We start from the raw sequence: 23475 nt of genomic DNA, 5'->3' as shown, positions 1-23475 counted from the left end.
TGATCGAGACGTTGCGGGACGCAATCGCGTGATGTCTGCCGCGCACTAGCGGTTGGATTGCGGCACGCGCCGCAGGCGGCCTGTGTCGTAGCCCATCTCGGCGATGCGCTGCACGGCCTGCTGGTAATCGCTGTCGGATACCTGTGGCGTGCGCGCCATGTACCAGACGTAGTCGCGCTTGCTGCGTGCGACGATGGTCTGGCGATAGTCGTCATCCAGCCAGGCGATGATGTACTCGGCCTGGATCGGCCAGATGAACTGCATGCCCCAGATCGCGCCATCACCTTCCTTTTCGACATGGCCGATGGGGTGCATCGACTTCTGCGGGGCATCGAAGCTGCCCTTGCGATAGGTAAAGGTGGTCTGGATGCGCCCGTCCGGCTTCAGGGCATAGCTTTCCACCGCATCGTAGGCATCGCGTTCGGGCCAGGACGGGATATGGGCGATCACATACCAGTCGCCCATGAAGCGCGGCACATCCACCGAGGGCGCACGCGGCAGTGGCCGGGTGTCGCTGGACGAGCAGCCCGAGCCGAACAGGCCGACCGCGATCAGCGGTAGCAGCGAGAACATGCGCATGTCACACCTCAGCGGGGACGGAACAGGTAATGGGCCACCAGCCATTGCTGGCCGTCGTCGTAGCCGAACAGCCCGGCACACGCCATCCAGAACATCCGCCAGCGTTGCCACCAGATGCGCGCGGCCGCAGGCCCATAGGTCGCCGCCAGTACCGGCATCACCCGGTGGCGCGCAGCGTCCTGATTGGCCAGCCAGTGCTCGGCGGTGCGCTGATAGTGGGTGCCGTCCAGCAACCAGCGCTGATCCAGCCGCAGGTCGCGTTGGAAATGCAGCAGGGTATCGGCGGCGGGCATCAGGCCGCCGGTGAAGAAATGGCGGCCCATCCAGTTGTCGCCGCCCTCGGTTTCGAACGGATACATCAAGGTGCGATGGGCGAAGATGTGCACGAACAACGCACCGTCTGGCTTCAGCCACTGCGAAATGCGCGCCAGCAGGCGCTCGTAGTTGCGCACGTGCTCGAACATCTCGACCGAAACGCAGCGATCAAACTGCGCGGTGGGCAGTTCCAGCTGATTCACGTCACGAGTGAGCACCTCCACATTGGGCAGTCCGCGCGCCTGGCACTGGGCCATGATGTGTTCGCGCTGGCTGTGTGAGTTGGACACGGCCGTGATCGTTGCGCGCGGGTAGCGCTCGGCCATCCACAGCGTCAGCGAGCCCCAGCCACAGCCCAGCTCGAGAATGTGCTGTCCATCGGCCAGGCCAGCGCGCTGGCCGTACAGCTCCAGCATTGCCTCTTCAGCCTGGTCCAGCGTTTCGTGTCCGGTGGGGTAGTAGCAGCTGCTGTACTTCAGCCGCCTGCCCAGGCAGGCCTGGAAGAACGCGGCGGGTACTTCATAGTGCTGCCGGTTGGCGGCATCGGTATGCAGGGCCAGCGGGCTGTCGGCCAGTTCGGCGATGCGGCGGCTGAAACGGGCGGATTGCGCTTCGATACCACCGGTCGATTCTTCCTGCAGGCGTTGCGCGCACAGCCGCCGGATGCCGGCACGCAGCGCAGCGTCCGGCAGCAGGCCGCGTTCGGCCCAGGCGGTCAGCCCGGTTTCTGCTTCCTCTGCCGGAGTCAGTGACGGTATCGCGCTCATGCGGAATGCTCCTTGGAGGGGCGGGGGAACCAGGGGAAGAACATCGGTGTGCTGCGCTGGTAGGCGCGGTAGTCGTCGCCGCGGCTGCGCAGGGCCTGCTTTTCGGTGAACGGGATGCCGCTCAGATAGCGCAGGAATACATACATCAGCACGGGGCCGAGCCAGGCCAGCCACCACAGCGGGGAGCCGATCGCCAACAGCACGTAGGTGAACCAGTGCAGCCACTCGAAGAAGTAGTTGGGATGGCGGGAATACCGCCAGAGCCCATCACGGCAGGTTCGGCCCTTGTTCGCCGGGTTGGCGCGGAACCGGGCCAGCTGCCGGTCGGCCAGCGCTTCTCCGCCCACGCTCAGCAGCCAGATGAGCGCGGCCGCCAGCACCCAGCGCGTCGTGCCAGCGGTTTGATTGGTGGCGACCGCGACGAAGGGCAGGGCAAACAACACCACCAGCAGTGCCTGGGCCATGAAGAATCCGAAGATCTTCCCCTGGTGTCCCTGCCAGTGCTCACGGAGGTAGCGATAGCGCCCGTCCTCTGCTTCGTGCCGGACCCGATGCCAGAGATGAAGGGCCAGGCGACCGCCCCACAGGCCGCCGAGCACAGCCAGCGCCACCCGTGGCGTCACCGCACCATCGCCCAGCAACGCCAGCAGCAGCGCGGCCGCGCCCACGCCTTTGGCCCAGAGCACATCCACAACGCCGATGTTGTGGTGGCGGCGCTGCCATGCCCAGCCCCAGCTCATCACCAGGGCCGCATACAGCAGCACCCAGAGGAGATTGATCATGACGGCGCTCCCGCAAGGGGTGGTTGTGGGGCAGCGCGTCGCGCGCTGTGGCACAGCAGGGAAAGCGCAATCGCCCAGCCCGTGCCAAGCACCAGGACGCCATGCCACATCGGGCTATTGAACTGCACCGCATCGAATCCACGCGCGGCCGACAGGTAGGCCAGTGGCGCCAGCAGCAGGCCGAACAGGGGCGGCAGGGCAGGATGTCGCTGCAGGAAGCGCATCGAGGTGGTCAGGGTCATGGCGAATGCCGCCCACAAGGCCATGATCCAGGGCGGCGGCCCCCATCCCAGCGGTGCGGCGGCATAGCGCACGGTGCCGCTGGCGGCTGCACTGGCGTCGACCAGCCAGGCACAGGCCAACGCAAGCACCAGCAGCCGCAGGTCCAGCCGCGGATGGGCCGAGGTCAGCAGCTGGCTGCCGATGTAGAGCGAGGCGGCCAGCAGCGCGGGCCATTGCCAGCCGCGCCCGGCGCCGGCCACGGCGCAAAGCCAGACCAGCTGGTTGCCAAGCAGGTTGGCCCAGAACCGGCGCATTTCAGTTGCCTTCGCCAGCCGGGACCGCGGGCCGATGGCCCGGGCGTGCCAGCAGAAGATGCGAGACACCAATCGAACGCTCCAGGAAGCCGCCTTCGCAGTAGGCCAGGTAGAAATCCCACAGGCGGCAGAAGCGTGCATCGAACCCCTGTGCCTGCACTGCAGGCAGCTGCGCAAGGAAGCGTTCGCGCCAGGCGCGCAGGGTCAGCGCGTAGGAATGGCCGAAATCCTGCTGGGCGATCAGCTGCAGGTCGCTGGACCGCGTCTTGGCCGCCATGATCGCGTTGATGGAGGGAATGAAGCTGCCGGGGAACACGTAGCGCTTGATGTAGTCGACGCTGCGCCGGGCCTGCTCGTAGCGATGGTCCTCAATGGTGATGGCCTGCAGCAGGGCAACGCCATCGGGCTTCAGCAGCCGCTGCAGCGTGGCCATGTAGGTGTCCAGGTACTCGGCACCGATCGCTTCGACCATCTCGATTGATACCAGTTTGTCGAACTGGCCCTGCAGATCACGGTAGTCCTGCATCAGCAACGTGACCCGATCCTGCAGGCCGGCGGCCCGCACGCGCTCGGCGGCCAGCGCATGCTGTTCGGCGGAAATGGTGGTTGTGGTGACCTGGCAGCCATAGTGCTGCGCCGCGTGCACCGCGAAGCCGCCCCAGCCGGTACCGATCTCCACCACGCGATCGCCGGGCTTGAGTTGCAGCTGCTGGCAGATGCGGTCCAGCTTGCGGAACGAGGCGGATTCCAGCGATTCGGATTCGCTGGCGAACAACGCCGACGAGTACATCAGGTCCGGCGACAGGAACAGCGCGAAGAAATCGTTGCCCAGGTCGTAGTGGGCGGCGATGTTGCGCCGGCTGCCCTCACGGCTGTTGCGGTGCAGCCGGTTCCAGCCGCGCAGCAGCCAGCCAGCCACACGGGCCGGGCCACGCTCCATGCCGTCCAGCAGGTCGCGGTTGCGCACGAGCAGGCGTATCAAGCCCACCAGGTCATCGCAGTGCCATTCGCCCTGGATGTAGCTCTCGCCGGCGCCGACGCTGCCCTGCGCAGCGACCTTCCGGTAGAACGCCGGGTCTTCGATGGTCACCGTCACCCGCAGCCCGCCGTGGGCGTCGCCCACCCGGACCTCGCCAAGGGCATCGCGCACGCACAGGTGGCCATCACTCAGGGGGGCAAGCTGTGCCAGCAGGCGGCGGCGCAGGAAGGCATCCAGCGCGCCGGGGCGCGGCAGGGTGACCGAAGGTGTCATCGAGTTCATCGCGGTTTCCCGGCAAGGGTGGGGTGGTCGTGTACGGGGTTGCGCTTCAGCCACAGCCGCAGTGCGTGCCAGTGGATGGCGGCCACCACCTGGGTGGTCATCAGTGGGTAGCAGGCAAGTACCCGCGCCAGTCCGCGGCCATCCAGCGGGCGGCGTTGCAGCGTCTGGGTGGCATCGAACTGGCGGATGCCGTCTCGCCAGACCTGCATGTGCACACGCAGGTCCTCATTGGGGCTGTTGAAGCGCCAGTCGTAACGGCAGTCCATCGGCATGAACGGCGAGACGTGGAAGCGCTTGTCGAGCTGCCAACGCAGCGACGCACCTTCGTGGAGGGCCGTGGCGACCGGCAGTACGTAGGCGTGTCGTTCCTTCCAGGGCGTATTGGTGATCTCGGCCACGATGCAGTCCAGCGTGCTGCCGTCGGCCTGGTAGCAGTAGTAGAAGCTGACCGGGTTGAACACATGCCCGGCGAAGCGAAGGTGGGTGAGCAGGCGTACCGGGCCGGAAGGACGATGACCAAGCGTCTGCGCGGCATGGTCGCGCACGGCGTCGGCCAGAGGCTGTGCCGGATCGCCGAAATAGTCGCTGCGCCGGAACTCGGCAAGGTTGGGGCGATTGACCGACCATAGCCAGCGCCGGGCGAACACCGTATCCAGCTCATCCAGGTCGAGCAGCAGCTGCGCGACGGGGTAACGGAACGCATGCGGGTGCGGATGATGCCGGCGATGCATCACCTGGCCGAAATAGAGCGCACTGGCGTTCATGCCGCCACCTCGCATGGCGCCGATACCCAGCGATGCGGTGCGCAGGCCTCCAGCGCATCCACTACGTGGCGGGCGCTGCGGATGCCATCTTCATGGAAACCCCAGCCCCAGTAGGCTCCTGCAAACCAGGTGTGGCGATGGCCCTGCAGGTCTGCCCATCTCTGCTGCGCGCGAACCGCAGCATGATCGTGCACCGGGTGTGCATAGTGCAGCGTGCGCAGCACCCTGGCAGGGTCGATGGCCTCGCTGCGGTTGAGGGTGACCACCAATGGCGTGCTGCCGGGCAGGCCCTGCAGCAGGTTCATGCAGTAGCTGACCGTGCAGGGCGCGGTCGGATCCCGCGGGACATGCGCGTTCCAGGCCGCCCATGCCTTGCGATTGCGCGGCAGCAGCGACGCGTCGGTATGCAATACCGCTTCATTGGATTGGTAGCGGATGGCACCCAGCACTTCGCGCTCGACGGGGTCGGCATCACCCAGCAGAGCCAGCGCCTGGTTGCTATGGCAGGCCAGGATGACTTCGTCGAAGGCCTCGACGCCGGCGGCGCTGTACACGCGTGCGCCCGCGAGCATGCGCTCCACCCGCTGTACCGGGCACTGCAGGCGCTCATGCACCCGCCAACGGCGGCGCAGTGCATCCACGTAACGGGCCGACCCTCCGGTAACGACCCGCCAGGACGAACGCCCGGTCATCTGCAGCATCTGGTGGTTGGCCATGAACTGGGCCAGATAGCGTGCGGGGAAGTCCCGCACCGTAGTGGTGGGCGACGACCACAGCGCCGAGGCCATCGGCAGCAGGTGCTCTTCAATGAAGGCCTCGCCGTAGCGCTGATCGCGCAGGTACTGGCCCAGCGTTGGGCCTTCCTCCTCGGCCAGCAATAGCGGGGCATCCCGATAGAAGCGGCGCAGGTCGGCCAGCATGCCCCAGAAGCGCGGCGATACAAGGTTGCGTCGCTGGCAGAACAGGCCATCCAGCGAGGTGGCGTTGTACTCCACACCGCTGCGCTCGCTGTGCATCGAGAAGCTCATCGTGGTCGGCTGTGACGCCACGCCCAGTTCATCGAACAGCGCCGTCAGCAGCGGGTAGTGCCGGGGGTTGAAGACGATGAAGCCGGTGTCCACGGCCATGCACGTGCCGTCGATCTGCACGTCGTGGGTATGGGTATGGCCGCCCAGGTAATCGTTGGCCTCGAACAGCGTCACGTCGTGCCGTTCCTGCAGCCACCACGCGCTGGCCAGCCCCGAGATGCCAGAACCGATGATGGCGATGCGCATGTCAGTACCTCGCCTTTGCCAGCACCCACTCGGGGATGGGCTTGAGTCCCTTCACCAGCCCGAACGCTGCCATCACGCGCAGCCCGTACCAGGTCAGGTCGATCTCCCACCAGCGGAAGCCCTGGCGCACGGTGCCGGGGAAGAAGTGGTGGTTGTTGTGCCAGCCTTCGCCAAAGGTCAACAGGGCCAGCCAGACATTGTTGCGGCTGTCGTCGCGGGTTTCGAAGCGGCGGCGACCGAAGCGATGGGCCAGCGAGTTGATGGTGACCGTTGCATGGAACAGCACGATGGTGGAAATGAAGAATCCCCACACCAGCAACTGCGGGCCGGAGGTGCGCAGGCCCGGTGCCCAGTGCTCCAGTGCTGCACCCAATGCATACAGGCCGACGGCCAGCAGCACGGGGATGGCGGTGTCGAAGCGGTCCAGCCAGCGCAGTTCCGGGAAGCGCGCCAGGTCCGGCACCCGCGACAGGTCGGTGGTGAAGGCTTCGCGGGTGAGGAACCAGCCCATGTGGCTGCGCCAGAAACCGCCTTCGCGCGGCGAGTGCGGATCCAGCGGCTGGTCGGCATGGCGGTGATGATGGCGATGATGCGCGGCCCACCACAGCGGCCCGCGCTGGACGCTGGACGCGCCGATCACCGCGAACACGAACTGCACGGCGCGTGGTGCCTGGAAGGTGCGGTGCGAGAAGTAACGGTGATAGAACGCGGTGATGGCGAACATGCGCACCGCGTAGAGCGTCGCAGCCACGATGACGGCCGTCCATGAGGTGCCCACCCAGATTGCCGCGATGCACGCCACGTGCATCAGTGCGAACGGTACCGCACGCAGCCAATCGATGCGGCCCGGCTGTTCCGTGCCGGCTTCCGCGGCGTCGCCGGTATCAACCCAACGCTGCAGGGTGCGCAGCAGGCGCCAGCGTCGACGGGGGAGGGGCGATACAGAGGCCATGGCGGATCTCGGCGGGTGTCGTGTCTTCCTTTACGCAGCAGAATGCGCAATGGATGCGACGCGTTGCAGTGAATGTCGGCTTCACGTGTTCGTGACGGGGCAGCGGTCGACCAGTGGCTGCGCCCATGCCTGCTGCCATTCCGTTGCTGGACGTTGTGCCGGAGGCAAGCTGAAGCGCACCGTCACCTGCGGATAGGTGCCGCGCGCATCGCGCAGGTTGCTGGTGCCGTTGAATTCCAGCAGGCGCCGGTCGGCGTTGGCATAGACCAGCGACAGGCGGGGCGCGATGCCGCCATACCAGGTGTCCAGGCTGACCTCGATCGACTGGGCGTCGATGCCTTGCCAGCGCAGGGTGCCGGTATGCCGCACCTGCACCGGGAAGTAGCGCTGCCGCCCCGGCACCAGGAACGGCAGCGAAATGCGTTCGCCCTGCATCAGCGCTGTCCAGTGCAGGCGGACCGCCGCGTCGAATCCCGCATCGATCACCGCGTCCGGCGGCAGATCGAGCCTGCGCTGCCTGGGCGGGCTGGCAGCATCCTCCTTCCAGGCGACCGACACGGCGCCGTTGGCGGTCTCGATCTCGGCCGTCTGGCCGCTGCGCCGGTCCTGCAGCGAATAGCCGCGGGCCTGCGCAAGGGTGCTGGTCGGCAGGTGCTTGCGGGCGAACGACTGGCCACCCGGGCACTGGTACAGCACCCAGCGCTCGGCACCCTCGCTTGCGTCGCGGCGCCAGTGAACTTCGCGGTAGAGGATCCGGCCCTGCGAGGACGAAGCCACGCCCTCGCTGCGCAGCCAGGGGGCCGCCAGCGCGGCATGGGGCAGGCACAACAACAGCCAGGCGATGCGCATGGCATTCATCCGTAAGGGCGGGTCCAGGTCGTACGGCAGACGGGGCGGGTTGGATGCGCAATCCGGACTGCATCCAATGGCCGTCCACGCCCGTACAGGGAACAGACCTTCACCCGCCCGCCGCGAACGCAGATGTACCCTGACGCCGCCAGCACCCTCGCCAACTTCAACAGCGCACGCATCGTGTCCAGCTCCCAGCAGCCCAGCAGCGAGCCGAAAAACTGGGCCGGTGACATGGACGGTGTCGCGCGGCTGCGCGACCGCGACTGTTTCATGCGGATCTACGACCATTTCATGCCGCGCCTGTGCATCTATCTGCGCGGGCTGGGCGCGCCCGAGGCGGTGGCCGAAGAGCTGGCGCAGGAATGCCTGCTGCGCCTGTGGCTGCGCGCGGCCGACTATGATGCCGCGCAGGGCGCGTTGAGCACTTGGCTGTACCGCATCGCCCGCAACCTGCATATCGACCGCGTGCGCCGCGAGCGCAGCTGGATGCAGGTACAGGTGGCGGTGGAGGACGCATCAATGATGGACGTGGTCGAGCGCAGCAGCGCCGAACAGTTCGCCGACCAGGCCCGGTTGCGCCAGCGCATCAATGAGCTGCCCGCTGTGCAGGCGCGGCTGGTGCGCATGTCCTACTTCGAGGCCAAGAGCCACAGCGAGATCGCCGAAGCGCTGGGCATGCCGCTGGGCACGGTGAAATCGCACCTGCGGCGTGCGTTCCTGCAACTGCAGTCGAAAGTGGGAGGTGCGCTGTGAATCCGCACCACCATCTGCACGAATCCACGCTGATGAGCTACGCCGCGGGCGCGCTTCCTGCGCCGTTGAGCATCGTGGCAGGCGCCCATCTGGAGCAGTGCCCGCACTGTCGCCAGCGCCTGCGTGAGGCCGAAGCGATCGGATCTGTCTTGCTGGAACAGACCCAGCCAGCTGTGGCCGACCTGCGTCGCGAACAGTTGCGTGATGCGATGTTGATGCGGCTGGCGGGGGATGCGCCTGCCTTGGCTTTGGCCTCGCGGCCCGCTTCGAGAGAGCGGCCCGAAGCCGATCCGGACCACCTTCCTGCTTCGCTTCACCCGTATTTTGGTGCGTCGCTCAGTGGCCTGCGCTGGCGCTGGATGGCGCCGGGCGTGCATTGCATCCGCGCAGTGCAGATGCCTTCGTTGATCATGCTGAAGATCGCCCCGGGCAAGTGCCTGCCGATGCACAGCCACGGCCGCAGCGAGCTGACCCAGATCCTGCGGGGCTCGTACAATGATGCGCTGGGGTTGTTCGCGCCCGGCGACGTGGCGGATCTGGATGAGGACGTGGAGCATCAGCCGGTAACTGCACCAGGCGTGCCGTGCATCTGCGTGTCGGCGCTGGATGCACCGCTGGTGTTCAGTGGTTGGCTGGCAAGGAAGATCCAGCGTTTCGTGAAACTCTAGCGGGGGCGACGATGGCCGGGACGGGCGCATTACGGATTCTGTTGACCGGTGCCGCAGGCCTGGTCGGGCAGGGTGTGGCGTTGGCTTGCCAACGCTCACCACATGTGTCCCGCCTGACAGCGCTGGTCCGCCACCCGGGAAGTCTGAGCGGCGCCGGCAGCGAACTGATCGTTCCGGACTTCCTGCGTATCCAGGGGCGGTTGGAAGAACTGGCCGGGTTCGATGCCTGCTTCTATTGCGCCGGCGCACCACCGGTCGGCACCACTGAGGCCGAATACCGGCGCGTGACCTTGGACACGACATTGGCGGTGGCCAGTGCCTGGGCGGCTGCGAATCCCGAAGGGTTTTTTCTGTATGTATCCGGTGCCGGTGCGGACCCTCGGAGCCGGCTGATGCCGTTGAGGATCAAGGGCGAGACCGAGGTTGCATTGCAGGCCCTGCCGGTGCGTACCGTGATGCTGCGCCCGGGCGGCGTGCGGCCGGTATCGGGAACCGGCACGCGCCACGCGGTGCTCAAGCCCTTGTACTGGGGTGGCGCGCCGCTGATGAAACTGGCTGGCGCACTCGTCCCTTCACTGGTCAGCAGCAATCTGGCGGTGGGCCAGGCGATGATCACACTGGCCAGAAGAGAGCATCCGCCTGCGACGGTGGAGTGCGCGGACATCAACCGGATCGCGGCAGGCATGCGTGATCCGGCCGCGTGAGCTCAGTGCGCGGCAGCGTCCAGCGCGGTGCGTACCGCCTGCGCAAGGTCACTGCGGGTAAACGGCTTCGGCAGCAGCGCTGGGAACCGCCCCTGACTGCCCACCGCTTCGTGGTCGCGTGGATAGCCCGATGTGAAAAGCACGACAATTTCTGGCCAGCGCTCGCGGACCTCGCGGACCAGCTCCCAGCCCGACATGCCGGGCATCACCACGTCGGAGAACAGCAGGTCGACCCTGGTGTCCGGCCGCTCCAGCAACCGCAGCGCGGATGGTCCGTCATGCGCTTCCAGTACGCGATAGCCCAGCAGGCGCAGCGCATCCACCGTGTGCGCGCGCACATCGTCGTTGTCCTCGGCCACCAGGACGGTTTCCTCGCGCGGCGCGTAACCGGCCAGGCCAGCCTGCGGCGCACGTGCTTCGCAGGGCAGGGCCAGTGGTGAGCGCGGGAACATCATGGTGATACTGGTGCCGCCGCCTTCCACCGAATCGATCAGCACGTGGCCGCCGGACTGCTTGACGAAGCCATGCACCATCGACAGACCAAGCCCGGTGCCGCGGCCGACCTGCTTGGTAGTGAAGAACGGTTCGAACACGCGCGCCAGGGTAGCCGCGTCCATGCCGTGGCCGTTGTCGCGCACCCGCAGCATCACGTACTCGCCCGGCGTTGCATCCGGGAACAGGGCGGCGTAATCGTGGTCGAGGTGGCTGTTGTCGACCTCGATCACCAGCCGGCCGCCATGTGGCATCGCATCGCGGGCATTGACCGCCAGGTTCAGTACGGAGGCCTCCAGCTGGCTCACGTCGATCTCCACGCACCAGATGTCCTGGGCGCTGCGGATCTCCAGCTGCACCAGCTCGCCCAGCGCACGCTGCAGCATGTCGTGCATGTCCAGCAGGCGCTCGTTGAGGTTGGCGGCCTGGCTGTGCAGCGGCTGGCGGCGGGCAAAGGCCAGCAGGCGCTGGGTCAGGCTGGCGGCACGGCCCACGCCCTTCAGCGCATTGTCCAGCGCACGGCTGACCATCGCACCGGGTTCGCCTGCGCGCTCGTTGAGCAGCATGGCGTGCTCAACGTTGCCGGAAATGACCGTAAGAATGTTGTTGAAATCATGCGCGATGCCGCCGGTGAGCTGGCCGACCGCCTCGATCTTCTGTGACTGGCGCAGCGCATGTTCAGCCTGCAGCCGCGCGGTGGTTTCCACTGCCTCGGAAACCACGGCGGTGACCACGCCTTCGGTATCCAGCAGCGGGCGGAACGAGAAGTCGAAGCTGCGCCGCCCGGTCGGGAGTTCCAGTTCCAGTGCATGCAGCGAACTGCGGCCCTGTACGGCTGCGGCGACGGCCTGGTCGATCAGCGCACTGATGCCATCGGTTGTGACAAACCAGAGCGATTCGCCGAAGCGCGCGCCAACGGTGTCCTTCTTGTCCGCAAGCACCGCGGCCAGTGACGCGTCATTGGCATCAACCACGCGTCCGGACAGATCCAACAGCACCTGATGCTGGAAGCTGGATTCGAAGATCGCCTGCAGGCGCCGCTTGCTGGCCCGCAACTCGGCGGTGCGTGCCTGCACCTGTCGCTCGAGAACCTGGTTGTCCTCGCGCAGCGCCAGTTCGGCCTGCTTCAACAGTGAAACATCGCTGCCCATGCAGATGTAGCCGACCACGCTGCCATCGGCCGCATGTTCCGGTACGCAGTCCATCTGCACGAATCGTGATTCGCCGCTGCGGTGGACCAGTTCGACCTGGAAGCTGGTGCGCTCGCCCTGCAGTACCCGCTCCAGGCTGGGCAGGGCGTGCTCGAAGGCGGAAATGCCGCTGACATCCCGTGCCGCGCGACCCAGCAGTTCGGCCAGGCTGACGCCGTGCCAGTCCAGGAACGCCTTGTTCGCGAAGCGGTAGCGATGCGCCGTGTCGAGCTGGGCGATCAGCGCAGGGACGGCATCGGTTACCTGCTGCAACTGCGCCTGGCTGTCGTTCAGTGCGGCCTGCGCCTGCACAAGCTGGGTGCGTTCATGGGCCTCCTGCCGCGCACGACGGATCGCATCCGGCAGGCGCTGCAGGCGCTGCTTGACCACGTAGTCGCGCGCGCCGCGGGTCAGGGCCTGCACGGCCAACTCCTCGGTAAGCGTGCCGGAGACGAAGATGAAGGGCGTTTGCGGAATCCGCTCGCGCGCCAGCACCAGTGCAGCGTCGCCGTCGAATCCGGGCAGCACATGATCGGCCAGGATCACATCGAAGGCGCGATTCTCAATTGCCTCGATGAAGGCATTGCGGGTCCACAGGCGCTCGGCCTCGAAATCGAGGCCGGCACGCTGCAGCTGTGCGCTGATCAGCTCCGCATCAAGCGCGCTGTCCTCCAGCATGAGGATGCGCAGGCGCTCGCTGCGGCGCGATCCATCACGCATTGTGCTGCCCCGAGCCGTTGGGCCGATGCGGCGGGGGCTGGTTGGTGATGCCCCAGAACATGCCCAGCCCCTGGATGGCGTCGAAGAACTCCTTGAAGTCCACTGGCTTGACCACGAATGCGTTCACGCCCAGTTCGTAACTGCGCACGAGATCCTGTTCTTCGCGCGAAGAGGTCAGCATCACCACCGGTGTGCTGCTCAGCTGTGGGTCAGCGCGCACCTGTTCCAGCACTTCCAGGCCGTTCACCTTGGGCAGCTTCAGGTCCAGCAGCACCACCACCGGGCCGCCGTGCATGGCGCCGGCGAACTTGCCTTCACAGCGCAGGTAATCCAGCGCCTCGGCACCATCGCGTACATGGATGACATCGTTCAGCAACTGGCAGCGCGACAACGCGGCCAGCGTCAGCTCGGCATCCTTGGGGCTGTCCTCCACCAGGAGGATCGGCCGCAGGTCCCTCATGGGAGATCTCCTGTGGAACGGGGTAGGGTGAAATGAATCGTGGCGCCCTTGCCGGGCTCGCCCTCGGCCCAGGTACGGCCGCCATGGCGGCCGATGATGCGGCGTACATTGGCCAGGCCGATGCCGGTGCCTTCGAATTCTTCGACGTGATGCAGGCGCTGGAACACACCGAACAGCTTGTCCACGTAGCGCATGTCGAAGCCGCAGCCGTTGTCACGCACGAAAAAGTGGTCTTCGTCGACGTTGCGCTCGTGACCGACCTCGATAACGGCCTGCTCGCGCTCGCGGGTGAACTTGATCGCGTTGGCCAGCAGGTTCTGCCAGACCAGACGCAACATCGTCGGATCGGCCTCCACCTCCGGCAGCGGCGCCAGCGTCCATTGCACGTCGCGTCCGGCGTAGTCCAAAGCCAGGCTCCGGTGCACATCTTCGGCCAGCGCCGTCATATCCAGCCGTACCCGGCCGAGCGTGGAACGGCCCATCTGCGAGAAGCTCAGCAGATCGTCCACCAGCGTACCGGCCGACTTGGCCGATTCCACGATGGTGTCGAGGAAGCGGCGTTCGGTATCGTTGAGGCGTTCACCCGCCGAGCTGCCCAGCAGCTCCGAATAGCCGACGATGTGGCGGAAGGGCGCGCGCAGGTCATGGCTGACCGAGTACGAGAAGGCTTCCAGCTCCTTGTTGCTGCGCATCAGCTGCTCGTTCAGCTCGGCCATTTCCTCGGCCTTGCGCAGCACGATGTCGACGATGGCGGTGCGCATCTCGTGCGCGGCCTCGCGGTCGGCGTCATTCCACGGCAGGCTGCGCTGCTGGACGGTTTCCTTCCAGGCCTCGAAAGAGCTGCGCGGGGACAGCGCCACGTCCGGCGCGGCGGTCTTGCGTGGGTCGCCGCCCCAGCGCACGGTGCGCACCACCTCGGGGCGGAACCACATCAGGTAGCTGTCATGCAGCTGCGAGATGGACACCGCCAGCACGCCACTGGCCACGTCGGCCAGGCGCACGCCAGGCGACCAGTCGCCGGCCAGATGGTCGGTGCAGTACGTTTCCTGCCCGGCCTGCTGTGCGGCCAGCCAATCGGCCAGGGCCAGCACGTCGGTCGCGGGCGGGCACACGCCCACGCGCATGCAGTCGCCCTTGTGCACGATGGCAGCGCCAGCGGCGCCGGTCAGCGACAGCAGGCTGGCTTCATCGTGGCGCAGCGCAGCCATGAAGTCCTCGTCGCCGGCCATGCGGGCCAGCAGCTTGACCAGCACCGAGCGGCGCGCCACGCGTTCTTCAATGGCCCGCGCACGTTCCTTCAGGGCAATCTGCAGCGACAGGATCTGGCCCATGAACTCGCACGCCGTGCGCACGTGGTAGGGCAGCCGGCGCGGATGCACCGTGTGGCACGACACCAGGCCCCACAGCTGGCCTTCGTGCACCAGCGACACCGACATCGATGCACCGGTGCCCATGTTGCGCATGTACTGCATGTGCACCGGCGAAACGCTGCGCAACACCGCCAGGCTGAGGTCGGTGGGCGGTGCGTCGCGATGGTCCTCGGCGCGCATCAGCGGGGCAGGGGTGTAGTTGTTGTCTGCGATCAGCCGTACCCGGTTGCGACGATACAGTTCGCGGGCCTGGGCCGGAATGTCCGACTCGGGAAAACGCAGGTCCAGGTAGGACGGTAACAGGCCGTTGCCATCCTCGGCCACCACGATGCCGTTCCAGCCGGGGTCGAACTGATAGACCAGGGTGCGATCGAAGCCGGTGAGCCGGCGCATGTGTTCGGCGGCCAGCTGGCACAGGTCTTCCACCGTCGTGGCCGACTCGATGGCGGTCATCAGCTCGCGGATGGCCGGGTAGAGTTCCTCCAGCGAGCCCGGCTGGCCGGGAACGGGTGACTCCAGCTCGACCAGCAGGTCGGTGGCGGAGCGGTGCACCAGCAGTTGATGCCGGCCGTGGCCGTCCAGGTGCACGGCGCCGACGTGGGCGCTGCTGCCAACCGCGGCCTGCTGGAACAACGCCTCGAACGGCGCCAGCACGCCGCCCAACACCTCGCTGACGTGCTGCATCAGTGGCTCGCCGAACTGCTGCAGCAGCCTGGGCTGGCTGATGGCGCGCTCGCGCACCCGCAGTGACTGCGGTTCCAGTACCAGAAGCACACCGTAGGGCTGGATCGCGCCGGGGGTGTGGATCGGTTCGCGCGCGCAACTGGACAAGGCAGTGTCGTGCGTGGACTCGGCAGAAGGCATCAAAGGCGGGACTCATGATTCGTGGATGGCTGGACTGGCCCAGCGTTGCATCCGGCATGCACGGATGGTGACGCAAAATCGTGCATTCGCATACCGGTACGTGCGTGTGAAGAACGTTTCATTCAAACCTGAATTCTTCATACGAACATTCCAACAGCACTTGCATGTTTCGCGAAAGGTACATGTGCGCTGCACGCGCACTCGACACCGACTTGCGTACGGTGAACGCACATTCCTGAGTGACCACGCCCCGTGAACCTGCAGACCTTGCCTTCGACGCCATACCGCGTGCTTGCCGACAGCTGCCAGTTTGAACTGCTGGATGTGGATGCCCTGCAGGATCCGGCCAGTGGGCGCCTGCTCCACCTGTACTCGCTGGTTGCGCGGTGCATGAGCTGCGAAACGGTGTTCAAGGCCGAGGAAGGGCAAGGGCTGGTCAGCCACACTGCCGCGCGCGTGGTGCGATGCCCCACGGGTTGTGGCCAGCAGGCGTTCAAGCCAGCGTTGCTGCGTGCATGGCAGCCGCAGCGCGTCGCACAGGCCTGAGAGTCCTGATCCCGGCTCACAGCAATCCGGGATTGGCCCGCCACACCGCGAAGTTCAGCGCCGAGGCGAACGATATCCAGGCCAGGTAAGGCAGCAGCATCACCGCTGCGCCGCGATGGAGGCGGGCGAAGGCAACGATCGTTGCGCAGACCAGCGTGATCAGTGCCAGGATGTCAACGAAGGCCAGCGCGCCCAGTTTCCAGCCGAAGAACAGCCAGCTCCAGAGGGCATTGACGGCCAGCTGCACCAGATAGAGCACCAGGGCCGGCTGTGCGTTGCGCCAGCCGCGTTCGCGCCAGACCAGCCACGCCGCAATGGCCATCATCGCGTAGAGCAGGCTCCACACCGGGCCAAACACGCTGGCAGGCGGTGCCCACGCGGGCAGGGCGAGGGTGGCGTAGAAGCTGGCGGCGGATGTCGATGCCCACGCGCCGACTGCCGCCGCCGCAAAAGTGACCACAACCCATCCCAGAAGACCCATAACCTGTGAACGCCGCTTCATTCCGTGCTGCTCCATCCTGTGTTTACCCGCTCATACGAACGGAAGCGGCCAATGGATGCAGCCCGGGGCGATCAATCTGAAGAACCCGCAGCGCTTCCACTTCCGCCAGCCGGCAACAGCGAAGGGCGTTGGTCGAACCATTCCCGCGCCTTGGTCAGATGCCACTGGCGATGTTCGCCATCAAGCTCGATGCCCGCGCCCAGCAGCCCCCAGCGCAGGTAGAGATCGCCACGCTTGCGCTGCTCCAGAAGATCCAGCCGCGCACGTACCGTCAGGCGATCATTCTCGGCCCGCAGGCCATCGATCAGCAGATGACCTGGGCGCCAGCGCAGCGTGGCCTGCGCATCGACCTGGCCGGAGTCGAGCAGGGACAGCGTCCAGCGCGGGTAGTCGGTGCGCTTGGCGAACACGGCCAGCAGGGGGCGTGCATCGCTCAGGGTCAGATCGGTGGTAGCGTCCACCTGGAACGGGGACTGCGCGTCGATGCGGCCCCGCTTGAACACAGCACGGCCTTTCCAAGCGCTGCTGGAATCGGTGCCCGCCACCTGCACATTGCGCAGCTCCACGGTGGTGCCGGACAGATCGAAGTGGCGCTGGTTGAAGTCCCCACGGCGAAGCGTCGCGCTCACGTCGACATCGCCGCCCATGTCCAGGCCTGCAACCTTCGCACTGGCGTTGCGCCCCAGCAGGCGCGCGGTGCCGTGGCCGACGCGGCCATCGGTGTCGAGCGTGGCGTCGCCGCTGAGGCTGCCGGTGCCACGCAGCAGGCGTACCTGTTGAGAGCCAAGGTAGCGGTTGTAGGCGGCCAGGTCAGGGATGGTCGCCTCGCTGAAACGCAACCGTGCGCGAACGCCCTTGCGCAGTTCCTGCAGGCGGCCATCGCCGGTAAGGTCCACGGCCAGGTCACGCCCGTCGAACAGCCGCACATCCTTCGCATCGCTGGGGCGCGCGGTGAAGTGGGGCAGCCGGATCGCCAGCTGTGCCTGGTTGGGGATGCCGGCCTTCAGCTCGCCATGCGCACTGGCCGTGCCGGCCAGCCGCACGCCAGCGACCTCGGCCACGGCTGCAGCCGAAGGGATGTCCACGGTACTGCCTTCGATCAGTTCGCCATTGCGCAGGCGCAGATCTGCTTTCAGGGTGCCGCCGCCATCCAGCTGCAGCCACGGCTTGCGCACGAACAGGGCAGGGATCCAGTTGAGCGAGGTGAACGTCCATTCGCCGCGCACGGTGCCGGAGCTGCGTTCCAGCAGCTGGGCAGGGTGCTGGAAGGGAATCTCGCGCCCGGCGATGTGCAGGTCGGCATCGATGCCGGCGGCCGAATCCGGGCGTGGCGGCAGACGGGCCTGCAGGCGCAGGTCGTTGGCCACATTGAGCTGCAGGGCCAGCACACCGCGATTGGGTGCGCCATCGCCGAGGAAGAGCGGCACCTGCCAGAGCGCGCGGTCACCGGGTTGCAGTTGGCCGTCGATCAGGTGGACCGCCAGTTGCAGGCGTCCAGGCACGGGCGCGCTGGAGATCTTTGGCGTTGTGGCGTCCGTATCCATGCGCACGCCCTGGCTGCGCGCATCCACCTCAAGTTGCGCATGCAGCAGCTTCAACTTGGCCAGGCCGGGCGCCTGGTCGCGATAGTGCCGCGGATAGCTGAAGCGCGCGGTCAGATCCATGTCGCCCAGCAGCTGCACGCCGTCATAGCTGGTGTCTGCCTTGCTGAACGAGACCTCGGAATCGAACAGTTCCGATGGGCCGCCGCGCAGCTGCTTGAGGAACCCGACCGTGCCCTGGCCCTTGCCGATGATCAACAGCTTTCCGAGCCGGGCGCTGCGGATGCTGTCGCTGTGGATGGCGTCGAAACGCAGGGTCCAACCCTGGTCGCCGCGCGGGGGCGACGGAATGGCGTCCTCGACGCGACTGATTTCGGCCGACACGCCTGTGGCCTGCAATCGGGGAACCCGCACTTCGCGGCTAAACAGGGGCAGGACCGCCAGGCGGGCGCTGGCACGCTCGGCGTGCAGTACGTAGACGGTATGGTTGACGTGGCCGCGCATATGCACGTTCCAGGCAATGACGTGGCCAGGCAGCAGCGTGATGGCTGGGCCGGTCGTCATCACGAACTTGTGCGGCTTGCGGTTGGTGACCTGGTCGAACAGCGGGGTGTTGAGGAAGATGTTGCCGGCCAGCAGGTAGAGAACGTACATGCCCAGCAGGATGTAGCCAGCGACGCGCCATCGGCGGAGCCGGTGTGGGATGCGCGCGGAAGTAGGGGGCATGTACTGCTCTAAGGGCCGGAATTCACTCAACTATTGCCGAACCCATGGCGGTGGCGCGTGAAGCGGGTGCGGGGCACTTGCTGGATTCTGCTAGTGTCCGCCTTGCCCGCTACGCCGATCCGCGAGGAATCGCATGGAAATCCGAGCTGCCACCGCCGGTGACTTCGACGCCATTTGGGCGATCTTCAAGGCGGCCATTGCGATGGAGGATTCGCTCCCGTTCGCCGGCACCTTCGAGGCCGGCACCTTCCGGAGCCATTGGTTCGGAGTGCAGGCGGCCTTTGTGGCTGTTCTGGAAGGGCGCGTGGTCGGAATGTACAAGATGGGCGCCAACTACCCGGACCTGGGGGCGCATGTGGCCAGCGCCACCTACGTGGTCGATCCGCTGACGCAGGGGCATGGCATCGGGCGGTCGCTGGTGGAAGACAGTCTGGTCCGGGCCAGATCGGAGGGGTTCCTGGCCATGCAGTTCAATTACGTGGTCAGCACCAATGCGCCAGCGGTTGAGCTGTACCGGAAGCTGGGCTTTGCCGTGGTCGGGACGCTACCGGCGGCGTTCCGGCATCGAACGCTGGGGTTGGTTGACGTGTATGTGATGCACCGGTTCCTGTAGGACGACGCAGGGCAGGGGCTCACGGTGAGCGGGCGACACTGCTTCCACGCACGAAGGCCGCTGCCAGCCGCAGTGCATCGTTACTGCCACGATCACCGCGCAGTGTGTGGGCCAGTCGACCGGGTGTGACGCCGGTCCAGCGCACCAGATCATGCGTGGCATGGGCCTGGTCGCTGTAACCGTGGCGCGCCGCAGCGGAGGCGATGCTGGTGGCTTCTCCATCCAGCGTGTGCAACAGAGCCTGCAGCCTGCAAACCCGGGCATATTCTTTCGGGGTCATGCCCACGGCCGCCAGAAAACGCGACTGCAAGCCACGCAGGGACATGCCAAGCCGCCGTGCCAGTTCCGCGATGCGCAGAGTGCCTTCCGCTGCATCCAGTTCCGCAACGGCCAGTTCGATGCGCTCGTCCAGCGCGAAGCCGGCACAACGATCCCGCAGCACCTGCCAGAGGGGCTCGGGCGTTCCGCTGGCGGCGCTTGCCCGCGCGGCGGCGCTGATGGTCTCGGCAAAGATGGCATCCAGCGTGTACAGGTCCTGCGCCTGGTCGCGAAGCCCGGGCAGGCGGACGCCGGCAATCAAGGCGCTCGCGGCCGGCTGCAGGCGCACGCCGATGCAGGAAACCGGGCCGACAGCCTGCAGACGAATCGGACCGCATTGCTGTGCAGCGAAGCAGAACGGCAGATTGGAGCGGATCCGGCCATCTGCCCCATGAAGATCAGTGGCACGCCCAGTTCCGCCAGCAACTCGCAGCGGCCATCGGGATAGATGACCTGCACGCCTGCCGCTAGCCTGCAGCCAATCCATCAAGGAGGTCTGTACATGTTGAAGTTGAAGGTGGTGTTGCTGGGCGCAGGCCTGGCGTTGGGAAGCGGCGCGGCCATGGCTGCACCGGCCGAGTTCGATTGGCTGGCCGGGCATTGGTGTGGCGACACCGAGGAGCGCAGGCTTGATGAGGTCTGGCTGCCCGAGGCCGGCGGCGCTTTGCTTGGGATGTCGCGCACGCTGAGCCACGGCGATATGGAGTCATTCGAGTACATGCGCCTGCTGCCTGCAGGCAAAGCGGCTGGCCTGCATGTGCAGCCCAATGGCGTGGCGCCAACCTCGTTCGTCATTGCTGACCACGGCGAAAACTGGGTGGTGTTCGAGAACCCGCAGCATGACTTCCCGAAGCGGATCGAGTACCGGCGGGATGGCACTGCGCTGAAGGCGAGCATCTCCGGTCGGGGAGTTGATGGGAAGATCCTACGGATTCCGTTTGACTATCGGCGCTGCGGGGAGTGAGTGGGATGTTGCACGCGCAAAACTATGATTCTGTATCTCATTGATTAATCAATGGATCGATGCGGTGTTGCACCACAATCGCGCGCGCGCCAATGCTGTGTAGTTGGACATTGCACAACGCTAGTGCATGAATTTGGTGCGGCGCCAATGCACGGCTTCTAATTTGAGGCAAAGCCAATGGAGCGGCTGTGCCCGGCGGCGTAGTTCAAACGAGCGTAATCAATGCTGTGGGGACTGGAATGCTCTTGTCCGGCAGGCTATCGATGATTGTGGCCGAGCCGCTCTCGCAGCAGTCGAGGTGGCCATTGGAGGTTGCGAACCTCTTCCTTTAGGTCGGCCCCGCCACGTGGTCGAGGTGGGGCTCGGACTCGGACTCGGAGGAAGGGATAGTCGCGGCATCGCTAGAGATTCAGCCAGCCTCGCGCTGGCCCGCTGACGCTGATTGTGCACAAGCTAATCGCGCGACGCCCCAAGTTGAAACATCCGTGCTCCGGGCCGGAAGGCAGCGACCTCACTCGGTGCACCTCGAGCTGGGCACGAAGCGCGTGAAGCCTAGAGGCGTCTCCCTCAGGCAAGCTTCCTCGCTAAACAGCGCGGAGTACCCGGGCAGGCATGCCTCATGTCGCGCCCAACAGCTGCCATGACCAAGCCATCACTTCGTCAGCCACTGGCCGTAAGCCTCAACATCAATCATCGGTACGGTCCCACTGAACTGAAGTTGGGCGATGAGTTTGAAGAGGAACGCCGTCGCGGGCTTGTTCTCATTCACAAAGAGATAGCGATCCTTGGAATGGTCAAAGAAGAAGTGACCATGCGCAGCAACGCAGCCAAGGTCCAAGCGCCCGTCGCCGGGATTGGCGGTCAGTGCCCTTTCCAGGGAGGGCCCAAGCGCTGGACTCCAGTCACTTTCAAAGGTCAGCAGCCCGCCAAGAATTGGCATCAAGGCCTTTGGCGGATAGACCCCACCCGCGTGCGGGATTGGCAGGCTAGTGCGCTGCAACTGTCGAACGCTTGCCACCTTCTGCTGGGCGTACGCCACCAGCTCTGCATTCGCTGTCTGCTTGGCTTCGAACACCGCATAGACGCTCTCGGCAGGAACAATGATTTCACCCTCGTAGGTGAAAATAAACGGTGAATACTGCCGATCGAAAATCACCACATCAATCTGCTGGCTGAAATTTCCTTGACTATCCACCACGTGTGCCTTCGCAGCTTGATAGCGCTTTGGTAGGTAGGTATCCAGCAAGCTGATCCACACGTTCTCACTGGCATCCCCCTTGGACCCTGGGTGATTGAACGTCTTCCGGACAGTGGCAAGGCGCAGCTGAACATCCTCATGCAATGAAGAAAGCAGCTGTGAAAGTGACCATTGGGACATCTTGGGACCTCCATACACTCAGCAGCAGGCGCTTGCCTGGTCAACAATGTGAAATAGCAGCGACTGGGGTGGGGCAGCCAGCTGTGCCACACGAAACAGTGTCAGCGGCGCCCCGGCGCGTGCTGGGAAGGCATCTCAGCCATGATCCTGAAACGCCGGCGTTGGCTGCATTGGGCGAGCAATCTCAAGCGCGCGTTTGCTCTCAATCGATCGGTCTGGATAAGCATCTAGTACGATCGAGGGGATCAACCGCTGTGTGATGTCAGAGTAGGTGAAGCCGACCTCTTGTCCATCCTTCGCTCCAGTGGCCTCTACCAGCCCTTCGATCTGCACGGAGGATAGACCCAGCGGTCGCAACTGGTGTTCCAGGACGTAGCGTCGCTGAGCTGAATCAGGACGGTTGAAGGTCAAAATGTCAGCGGCGCGACGGCGTACGGCCGGATCCAGCGCGTTGAGGCGATTGGTGCACATGATCACGGCGGCGGGCACCTTCGTCTGCGCCAGACGATCGATACCCCTGATGAAGGCATTGACCCCTGCTCGATCCTCATGGTGCATCTGCGCCGATTCCCGAGACTGGGTCAGCGCATCGGCCTCATCCACCAGCAAGATGACCCCTCCGGTGCTTTTTCCGCGACCTTGCAATTTGGTCGCTTCTGCCAGCGCGTAGTCGAACGCTGTGGTGAGTAGCTGGGTCATCTCGCCAACCTGTCCCTTGCCTCGGGTGGCCAGGCTGAGCGGGAACAAGGTGATATCAATCTTCTCCTGTCGCGCCACGGCATCACCGATAGTCTCTGCCAATTCGGTTTTGCCAGAGCCGACGTCACCGGAAAGAATGACCAAAGGAGGTCGGCGCAGTACGGAATCAAGCAGCGTTGCGGCACCTGGGTGATGGCGCTTGGCCCACAATTCCAGGCCAGCTGGGTGGACTAGCAGGCCGAGAATCTTCGACAAGCGAGCCTTCTGATCGTCCACGCCAATCAGCCGATCCAATCGGGTGCGGGCGTCGATGTCCGGATAGATGCGACGTTGATCAAACAACTCGTCAAGGGTTGGCTTTGAGTGCATTAGTAGCTCCTGACACTGAGGCGGTCGAGTGCCTTGCCACCCGCAGAGTAGCTGCGGTCAGACACCAGGCTTCCGCTGATACCAGGCTCGGCTGCCCCGGTACGCTGAAATGGAAGCGACTTTTCAAATGACTCCCGCTGAGGAGCCGACAGCGTGAACCAGGCAGAGGAATACGTCAGGTAGTTGTAGAAGCTCGCCCCGGATACATCTGCGCCTGGGCGGAGCTTGCCGGGATCGTCATCGATTCCGGACATGCCTGCAAGATCTTTTGCGGTGTAGCGCAGTGTGGGCTCGATCCAGTTATCACCCCGCTTGAAACCGTAGGTGACTGTGTCCAGATAGCCGGCCTTCAACAATTCAACCACTTCGGTCTCATAAGCGGCGATTCTGTCATCGCTGGGCGCCCCATAGAAGCGCTGCATACGCTTGAGGTCGGCGGCCAATTTCGCTGCCATGTGGCGGGCATGAGTGATCGTAAAGGTGCTGGTGCTTGATTGTGTGTAGCTGCCAGTCATA

24 protein-coding genes are annotated in these 23475 nt (G+C 65.3%); 6 read left to right on the top strand and 18 right to left on the bottom strand.

Going from position 1 to position 23475, the window contains the following annotated elements; genetic code table 11:
• Window positions 1-45 precede the first annotated feature (45 nt).
• From D7Y61_RS08690 to D7Y61_RS08650, 9 genes are all read right to left on the bottom strand, one after another.
• Entirely contained in the window at window positions 46-579 is a 534-nt protein-coding gene (locus D7Y61_RS08690; RefSeq protein WP_180865926.1) for a lipocalin family protein, read from the bottom strand.
• Window positions 580-587: 8 nt separating this feature from the next.
• Window positions 588-1661, bottom strand: a complete 1074-nt coding sequence (locus tag D7Y61_RS08685; RefSeq protein WP_180865925.1) for an SAM-dependent methyltransferase — start codon at window positions 1659-1661, stop codon at window positions 588-590.
• Window positions 1658-2443: a DUF1295 domain-containing protein gene (locus D7Y61_RS08680; protein ID WP_180865924.1), complete on the bottom strand. Its 786-nt coding sequence runs from the start codon at window positions 2441-2443 to the stop codon at window positions 1658-1660. The genes D7Y61_RS08685 and D7Y61_RS08680 overlap by 4 nt, the downstream gene beginning before the upstream one ends.
• Window positions 2440-2979: a DUF2878 domain-containing protein gene (locus tag D7Y61_RS08675; protein WP_180865923.1), complete on the bottom strand. Its 540-nt coding sequence runs from the start codon at window positions 2977-2979 to the stop codon at window positions 2440-2442. Before D7Y61_RS08675 ends, D7Y61_RS08680 begins: the two co-directional genes overlap by 4 nt.
• A gap of 1 nt (window position 2980) precedes the next feature.
• Window positions 2981-4240 carry an SAM-dependent methyltransferase gene (locus tag D7Y61_RS08670; protein WP_180865922.1) on the bottom strand — a complete coding sequence of 420 codons (1260 nt, stop codon included), beginning with the start codon at window positions 4238-4240 and terminating at the stop codon, window positions 2981-2983.
• Entirely contained in the window at window positions 4237-5004 is a 768-nt protein-coding gene (locus D7Y61_RS08665) for a DUF1365 domain-containing protein (protein WP_180865921.1), read from the bottom strand. Before D7Y61_RS08665 ends, D7Y61_RS08670 begins: the two co-directional genes overlap by 4 nt.
• Window positions 5001-6278, bottom strand: coding sequence for an NAD(P)/FAD-dependent oxidoreductase (locus D7Y61_RS08660; protein ID WP_180865920.1), 1278 nt, complete (start codon window positions 6276-6278; stop codon window positions 5001-5003). The genes D7Y61_RS08665 and D7Y61_RS08660 overlap by 4 nt, the downstream gene beginning before the upstream one ends.
• A 1-nt stretch (window position 6279) precedes the next feature.
• On the bottom strand, window positions 6280-7230 hold the full coding sequence (locus D7Y61_RS08655) for an acyl-CoA desaturase (protein WP_180865919.1): 951 nt from the start codon (window positions 7228-7230) through the stop codon (window positions 6280-6282).
• Between the two features lie 81 nt (window positions 7231-7311).
• Window positions 7312-8079: a hypothetical protein gene (locus D7Y61_RS08650; RefSeq protein ID WP_180865918.1), complete on the bottom strand. Its 768-nt coding sequence runs from the start codon at window positions 8077-8079 to the stop codon at window positions 7312-7314.
• Window positions 8080-8211: 132 nt separating this feature from the next.
• Between D7Y61_RS08650 and D7Y61_RS08645 the strand changes: the two genes are divergently transcribed.
• From D7Y61_RS08645 to D7Y61_RS08635, 3 genes are read left to right on the top strand one after another with little or no spacing between them, the layout of a single operon-like run.
• Window positions 8212-8835 carry a sigma-70 family RNA polymerase sigma factor gene (locus tag D7Y61_RS08645; protein WP_180865917.1) on the top strand — a complete coding sequence of 208 codons (624 nt, stop codon included), beginning with the start codon at window positions 8212-8214 and terminating at the stop codon, window positions 8833-8835.
• The gene (locus D7Y61_RS08640; protein ID WP_180865916.1) at window positions 8832-9503 is read left to right on the top strand and encodes a ChrR family anti-sigma-E factor; all 672 of its coding nucleotides are present in this window, start codon (window positions 8832-8834) and stop codon (window positions 9501-9503) included. Before D7Y61_RS08645 ends, D7Y61_RS08640 begins: the two co-directional genes overlap by 4 nt.
• A gap of 11 nt (window positions 9504-9514) precedes the next feature.
• Window positions 9515-10207 carry an oxidoreductase gene (locus tag D7Y61_RS08635; protein WP_180866007.1) on the top strand — a complete coding sequence of 231 codons (693 nt, stop codon included), beginning with the start codon at window positions 9515-9517 and terminating at the stop codon, window positions 10205-10207.
• Window positions 10208-10209: 2 nt separating this feature from the next.
• Here D7Y61_RS08635 and D7Y61_RS08630 read toward each other — a convergent pair whose 3' ends face one another.
• The 3 genes from D7Y61_RS08630 to D7Y61_RS08620 are packed head-to-tail and all read right to left on the bottom strand — an operon-like array spanning window position 10210 to window position 15303.
• Window positions 10210-12609, bottom strand: a complete 2400-nt coding sequence (locus tag D7Y61_RS08630; protein WP_180865915.1) for a response regulator — start codon at window positions 12607-12609, stop codon at window positions 10210-10212.
• Window positions 12602-13069: a response regulator gene (locus D7Y61_RS08625; protein WP_180865914.1), complete on the bottom strand. Its 468-nt coding sequence runs from the start codon at window positions 13067-13069 to the stop codon at window positions 12602-12604. The genes D7Y61_RS08630 and D7Y61_RS08625 overlap by 8 nt, the downstream gene beginning before the upstream one ends.
• Complete coding sequence (locus tag D7Y61_RS08620; RefSeq protein WP_180865913.1) at window positions 13066-15303, bottom strand: ATP-binding protein; 2238 nt, start codon at window positions 15301-15303, stop codon at window positions 13066-13068. The genes D7Y61_RS08625 and D7Y61_RS08620 overlap by 4 nt, the downstream gene beginning before the upstream one ends.
• 252 nt (window positions 15304-15555) lie before the next feature.
• On the opposite strand from D7Y61_RS08620, the gene D7Y61_RS08615 reads away from it, so the two are divergent.
• Window positions 15556-15849, top strand: a complete 294-nt coding sequence (locus D7Y61_RS08615) for a hypothetical protein (protein ID WP_071227401.1) — start codon at window positions 15556-15558, stop codon at window positions 15847-15849.
• 16 nt (window positions 15850-15865) lie between these two features.
• On the opposite strand, the gene D7Y61_RS08610 is transcribed toward D7Y61_RS08615, so the two are convergent.
• Together D7Y61_RS08610 and D7Y61_RS08605 are read right to left on the bottom strand one after the other, a co-directional pair.
• Window positions 15866-16351 carry a TspO/MBR family protein gene (locus D7Y61_RS08610; RefSeq protein ID WP_180865912.1) on the bottom strand — a complete coding sequence of 162 codons (486 nt, stop codon included), beginning with the start codon at window positions 16349-16351 and terminating at the stop codon, window positions 15866-15868.
• Window positions 16352-16422: 71 nt separating this feature from the next.
• Window positions 16423-18618, bottom strand: coding sequence for a hypothetical protein (locus D7Y61_RS08605; RefSeq protein WP_180865911.1), 2196 nt, complete (start codon window positions 18616-18618; stop codon window positions 16423-16425).
• Window positions 18619-18751: 133 nt separating this feature from the next.
• On the opposite strand from D7Y61_RS08605, the gene D7Y61_RS08600 reads away from it, so the two are divergent.
• The gene (locus D7Y61_RS08600; RefSeq protein WP_180865910.1) at window positions 18752-19231 is read left to right on the top strand and encodes a GNAT family N-acetyltransferase; all 480 of its coding nucleotides are present in this window, start codon (window positions 18752-18754) and stop codon (window positions 19229-19231) included.
• 19 nt (window positions 19232-19250) lie between these two features.
• Here D7Y61_RS08600 and D7Y61_RS08595 read toward each other — a convergent pair whose 3' ends face one another.
• Window positions 19251-19838 carry a helix-turn-helix domain-containing protein gene (locus tag D7Y61_RS08595; protein WP_345776229.1) on the bottom strand — a complete coding sequence of 196 codons (588 nt, stop codon included), beginning with the start codon at window positions 19836-19838 and terminating at the stop codon, window positions 19251-19253.
• A gap of 213 nt (window positions 19839-20051) precedes the next feature.
• On the opposite strand from D7Y61_RS08595, the gene D7Y61_RS08590 reads away from it, so the two are divergent.
• The gene (locus D7Y61_RS08590) at window positions 20052-20513 is read left to right on the top strand and encodes a DUF6265 family protein (RefSeq protein WP_180866006.1); all 462 of its coding nucleotides are present in this window, start codon (window positions 20052-20054) and stop codon (window positions 20511-20513) included.
• A 652-nt stretch (window positions 20514-21165) separates the two neighbouring features.
• On the opposite strand, the gene D7Y61_RS08585 is transcribed toward D7Y61_RS08590, so the two are convergent.
• The 3 genes from D7Y61_RS08585 to D7Y61_RS08575 all read right to left on the bottom strand — a co-directional run bounded on the left by D7Y61_RS08585 (window position 21166) and on the right by D7Y61_RS08575 (window position 23474).
• Complete coding sequence (locus tag D7Y61_RS08585; RefSeq protein ID WP_026070607.1) at window positions 21166-21891, bottom strand: DUF6602 domain-containing protein; 726 nt, start codon at window positions 21889-21891, stop codon at window positions 21166-21168.
• A 135-nt stretch (window positions 21892-22026) separates the two neighbouring features.
• Window positions 22027-22959 carry an AAA family ATPase gene (locus tag D7Y61_RS08580; protein ID WP_017355006.1) on the bottom strand — a complete coding sequence of 311 codons (933 nt, stop codon included), beginning with the start codon at window positions 22957-22959 and terminating at the stop codon, window positions 22027-22029.
• Entirely contained in the window at window positions 22959-23474 is a 516-nt protein-coding gene (locus D7Y61_RS08575; RefSeq protein WP_026070608.1) for a hypothetical protein, read from the bottom strand. The genes D7Y61_RS08580 and D7Y61_RS08575 overlap by 1 nt, the downstream gene beginning before the upstream one ends.
• Window position 23475: the final 1 nt, after the last annotated feature.

This window comes from Stenotrophomonas maltophilia (assembly GCF_013464485.1).
Lineage (GTDB): Bacteria > Pseudomonadota > Gammaproteobacteria > Xanthomonadales > Xanthomonadaceae > Stenotrophomonas > Stenotrophomonas maltophilia_AW.
The sequence above is the reverse complement of the archived record's forward strand: the minus strand, read 5'-3'. Positions and strand labels throughout refer to the sequence as shown.

What these genes read in the sequence shown, in the direction of transcription:
- D7Y61_RS08690 (WP_180865926.1), bottom strand. Translation starts at nt 579, where the DNA reads ATGCGCATGTTCTCGCTGCTACCGCTGATCGCGGTCGGCCTGTTCGGC.
- D7Y61_RS08685 (WP_180865925.1), bottom strand. Translation starts at nt 1,661, where the DNA reads ATGAGCGCGATACCGTCACTGACTCCGGCAGAGGAAGCAGAAACCGGG.
- D7Y61_RS08680 (WP_180865924.1), bottom strand. Translation starts at nt 2,443, where the DNA reads ATGATCAATCTCCTCTGGGTGCTGCTGTATGCGGCCCTGGTGATGAGC.
- D7Y61_RS08675 (WP_180865923.1), bottom strand. Translation starts at nt 2,979, where the DNA reads ATGCGCCGGTTCTGGGCCAACCTGCTTGGCAACCAGCTGGTCTGGCTT.
- D7Y61_RS08670 (WP_180865922.1), bottom strand. Translation starts at nt 4,240, where the DNA reads ATGAACTCGATGACACCTTCGGTCACCCTGCCGCGCCCCGGCGCGCTG.
- D7Y61_RS08665 (WP_180865921.1), bottom strand. Translation starts at nt 5,004, where the DNA reads ATGAACGCCAGTGCGCTCTATTTCGGCCAGGTGATGCATCGCCGGCAT.
- D7Y61_RS08660 (WP_180865920.1), bottom strand. Translation starts at nt 6,278, where the DNA reads ATGCGCATCGCCATCATCGGTTCTGGCATCTCGGGGCTGGCCAGCGCG.
- D7Y61_RS08655 (WP_180865919.1), bottom strand. Translation starts at nt 7,230, where the DNA reads ATGGCCTCTGTATCGCCCCTCCCCCGTCGACGCTGGCGCCTGCTGCGC.
- D7Y61_RS08650 (WP_180865918.1), bottom strand. Translation starts at nt 8,079, where the DNA reads ATGCGCATCGCCTGGCTGTTGTTGTGCCTGCCCCATGCCGCGCTGGCG.
- D7Y61_RS08645 (WP_180865917.1), top strand. Translation starts at nt 8,212, where the DNA reads ATGTACCCTGACGCCGCCAGCACCCTCGCCAACTTCAACAGCGCACGC.
- D7Y61_RS08635 (WP_180866007.1), top strand. Translation starts at nt 9,515, where the DNA reads ATGGCCGGGACGGGCGCATTACGGATTCTGTTGACCGGTGCCGCAGGC.
- D7Y61_RS08630 (WP_180865915.1), bottom strand. Translation starts at nt 12,609, where the DNA reads ATGCGTGATGGATCGCGCCGCAGCGAGCGCCTGCGCATCCTCATGCTG.
- D7Y61_RS08625 (WP_180865914.1), bottom strand. Translation starts at nt 13,069, where the DNA reads ATGAGGGACCTGCGGCCGATCCTCCTGGTGGAGGACAGCCCCAAGGAT.
- D7Y61_RS08620 (WP_180865913.1), bottom strand. Translation starts at nt 15,303, where the DNA reads ATGCCTTCTGCCGAGTCCACGCACGACACTGCCTTGTCCAGTTGCGCG.
- D7Y61_RS08610 (WP_180865912.1), bottom strand. Translation starts at nt 16,351, where the DNA reads ATGAAGCGGCGTTCACAGGTTATGGGTCTTCTGGGATGGGTTGTGGTC.
- D7Y61_RS08605 (WP_180865911.1), bottom strand. Translation starts at nt 18,618, where the DNA reads ATGCCCCCTACTTCCGCGCGCATCCCACACCGGCTCCGCCGATGGCGC.
- D7Y61_RS08600 (WP_180865910.1), top strand. Translation starts at nt 18,752, where the DNA reads ATGGAAATCCGAGCTGCCACCGCCGGTGACTTCGACGCCATTTGGGCG.
- D7Y61_RS08590 (WP_180866006.1), top strand. Translation starts at nt 20,052, where the DNA reads ATGTTGAAGTTGAAGGTGGTGTTGCTGGGCGCAGGCCTGGCGTTGGGA.
- D7Y61_RS08585 (WP_026070607.1), bottom strand. Translation starts at nt 21,891, where the DNA reads ATGTCCCAATGGTCACTTTCACAGCTGCTTTCTTCATTGCATGAGGAT.
- D7Y61_RS08580 (WP_017355006.1), bottom strand. Translation starts at nt 22,959, where the DNA reads ATGCACTCAAAGCCAACCCTTGACGAGTTGTTTGATCAACGTCGCATC.
- D7Y61_RS08575 (WP_026070608.1), bottom strand. Translation starts at nt 23,474, where the DNA reads ATGACTGGCAGCTACACACAATCAAGCACCAGCACCTTTACGATCACT.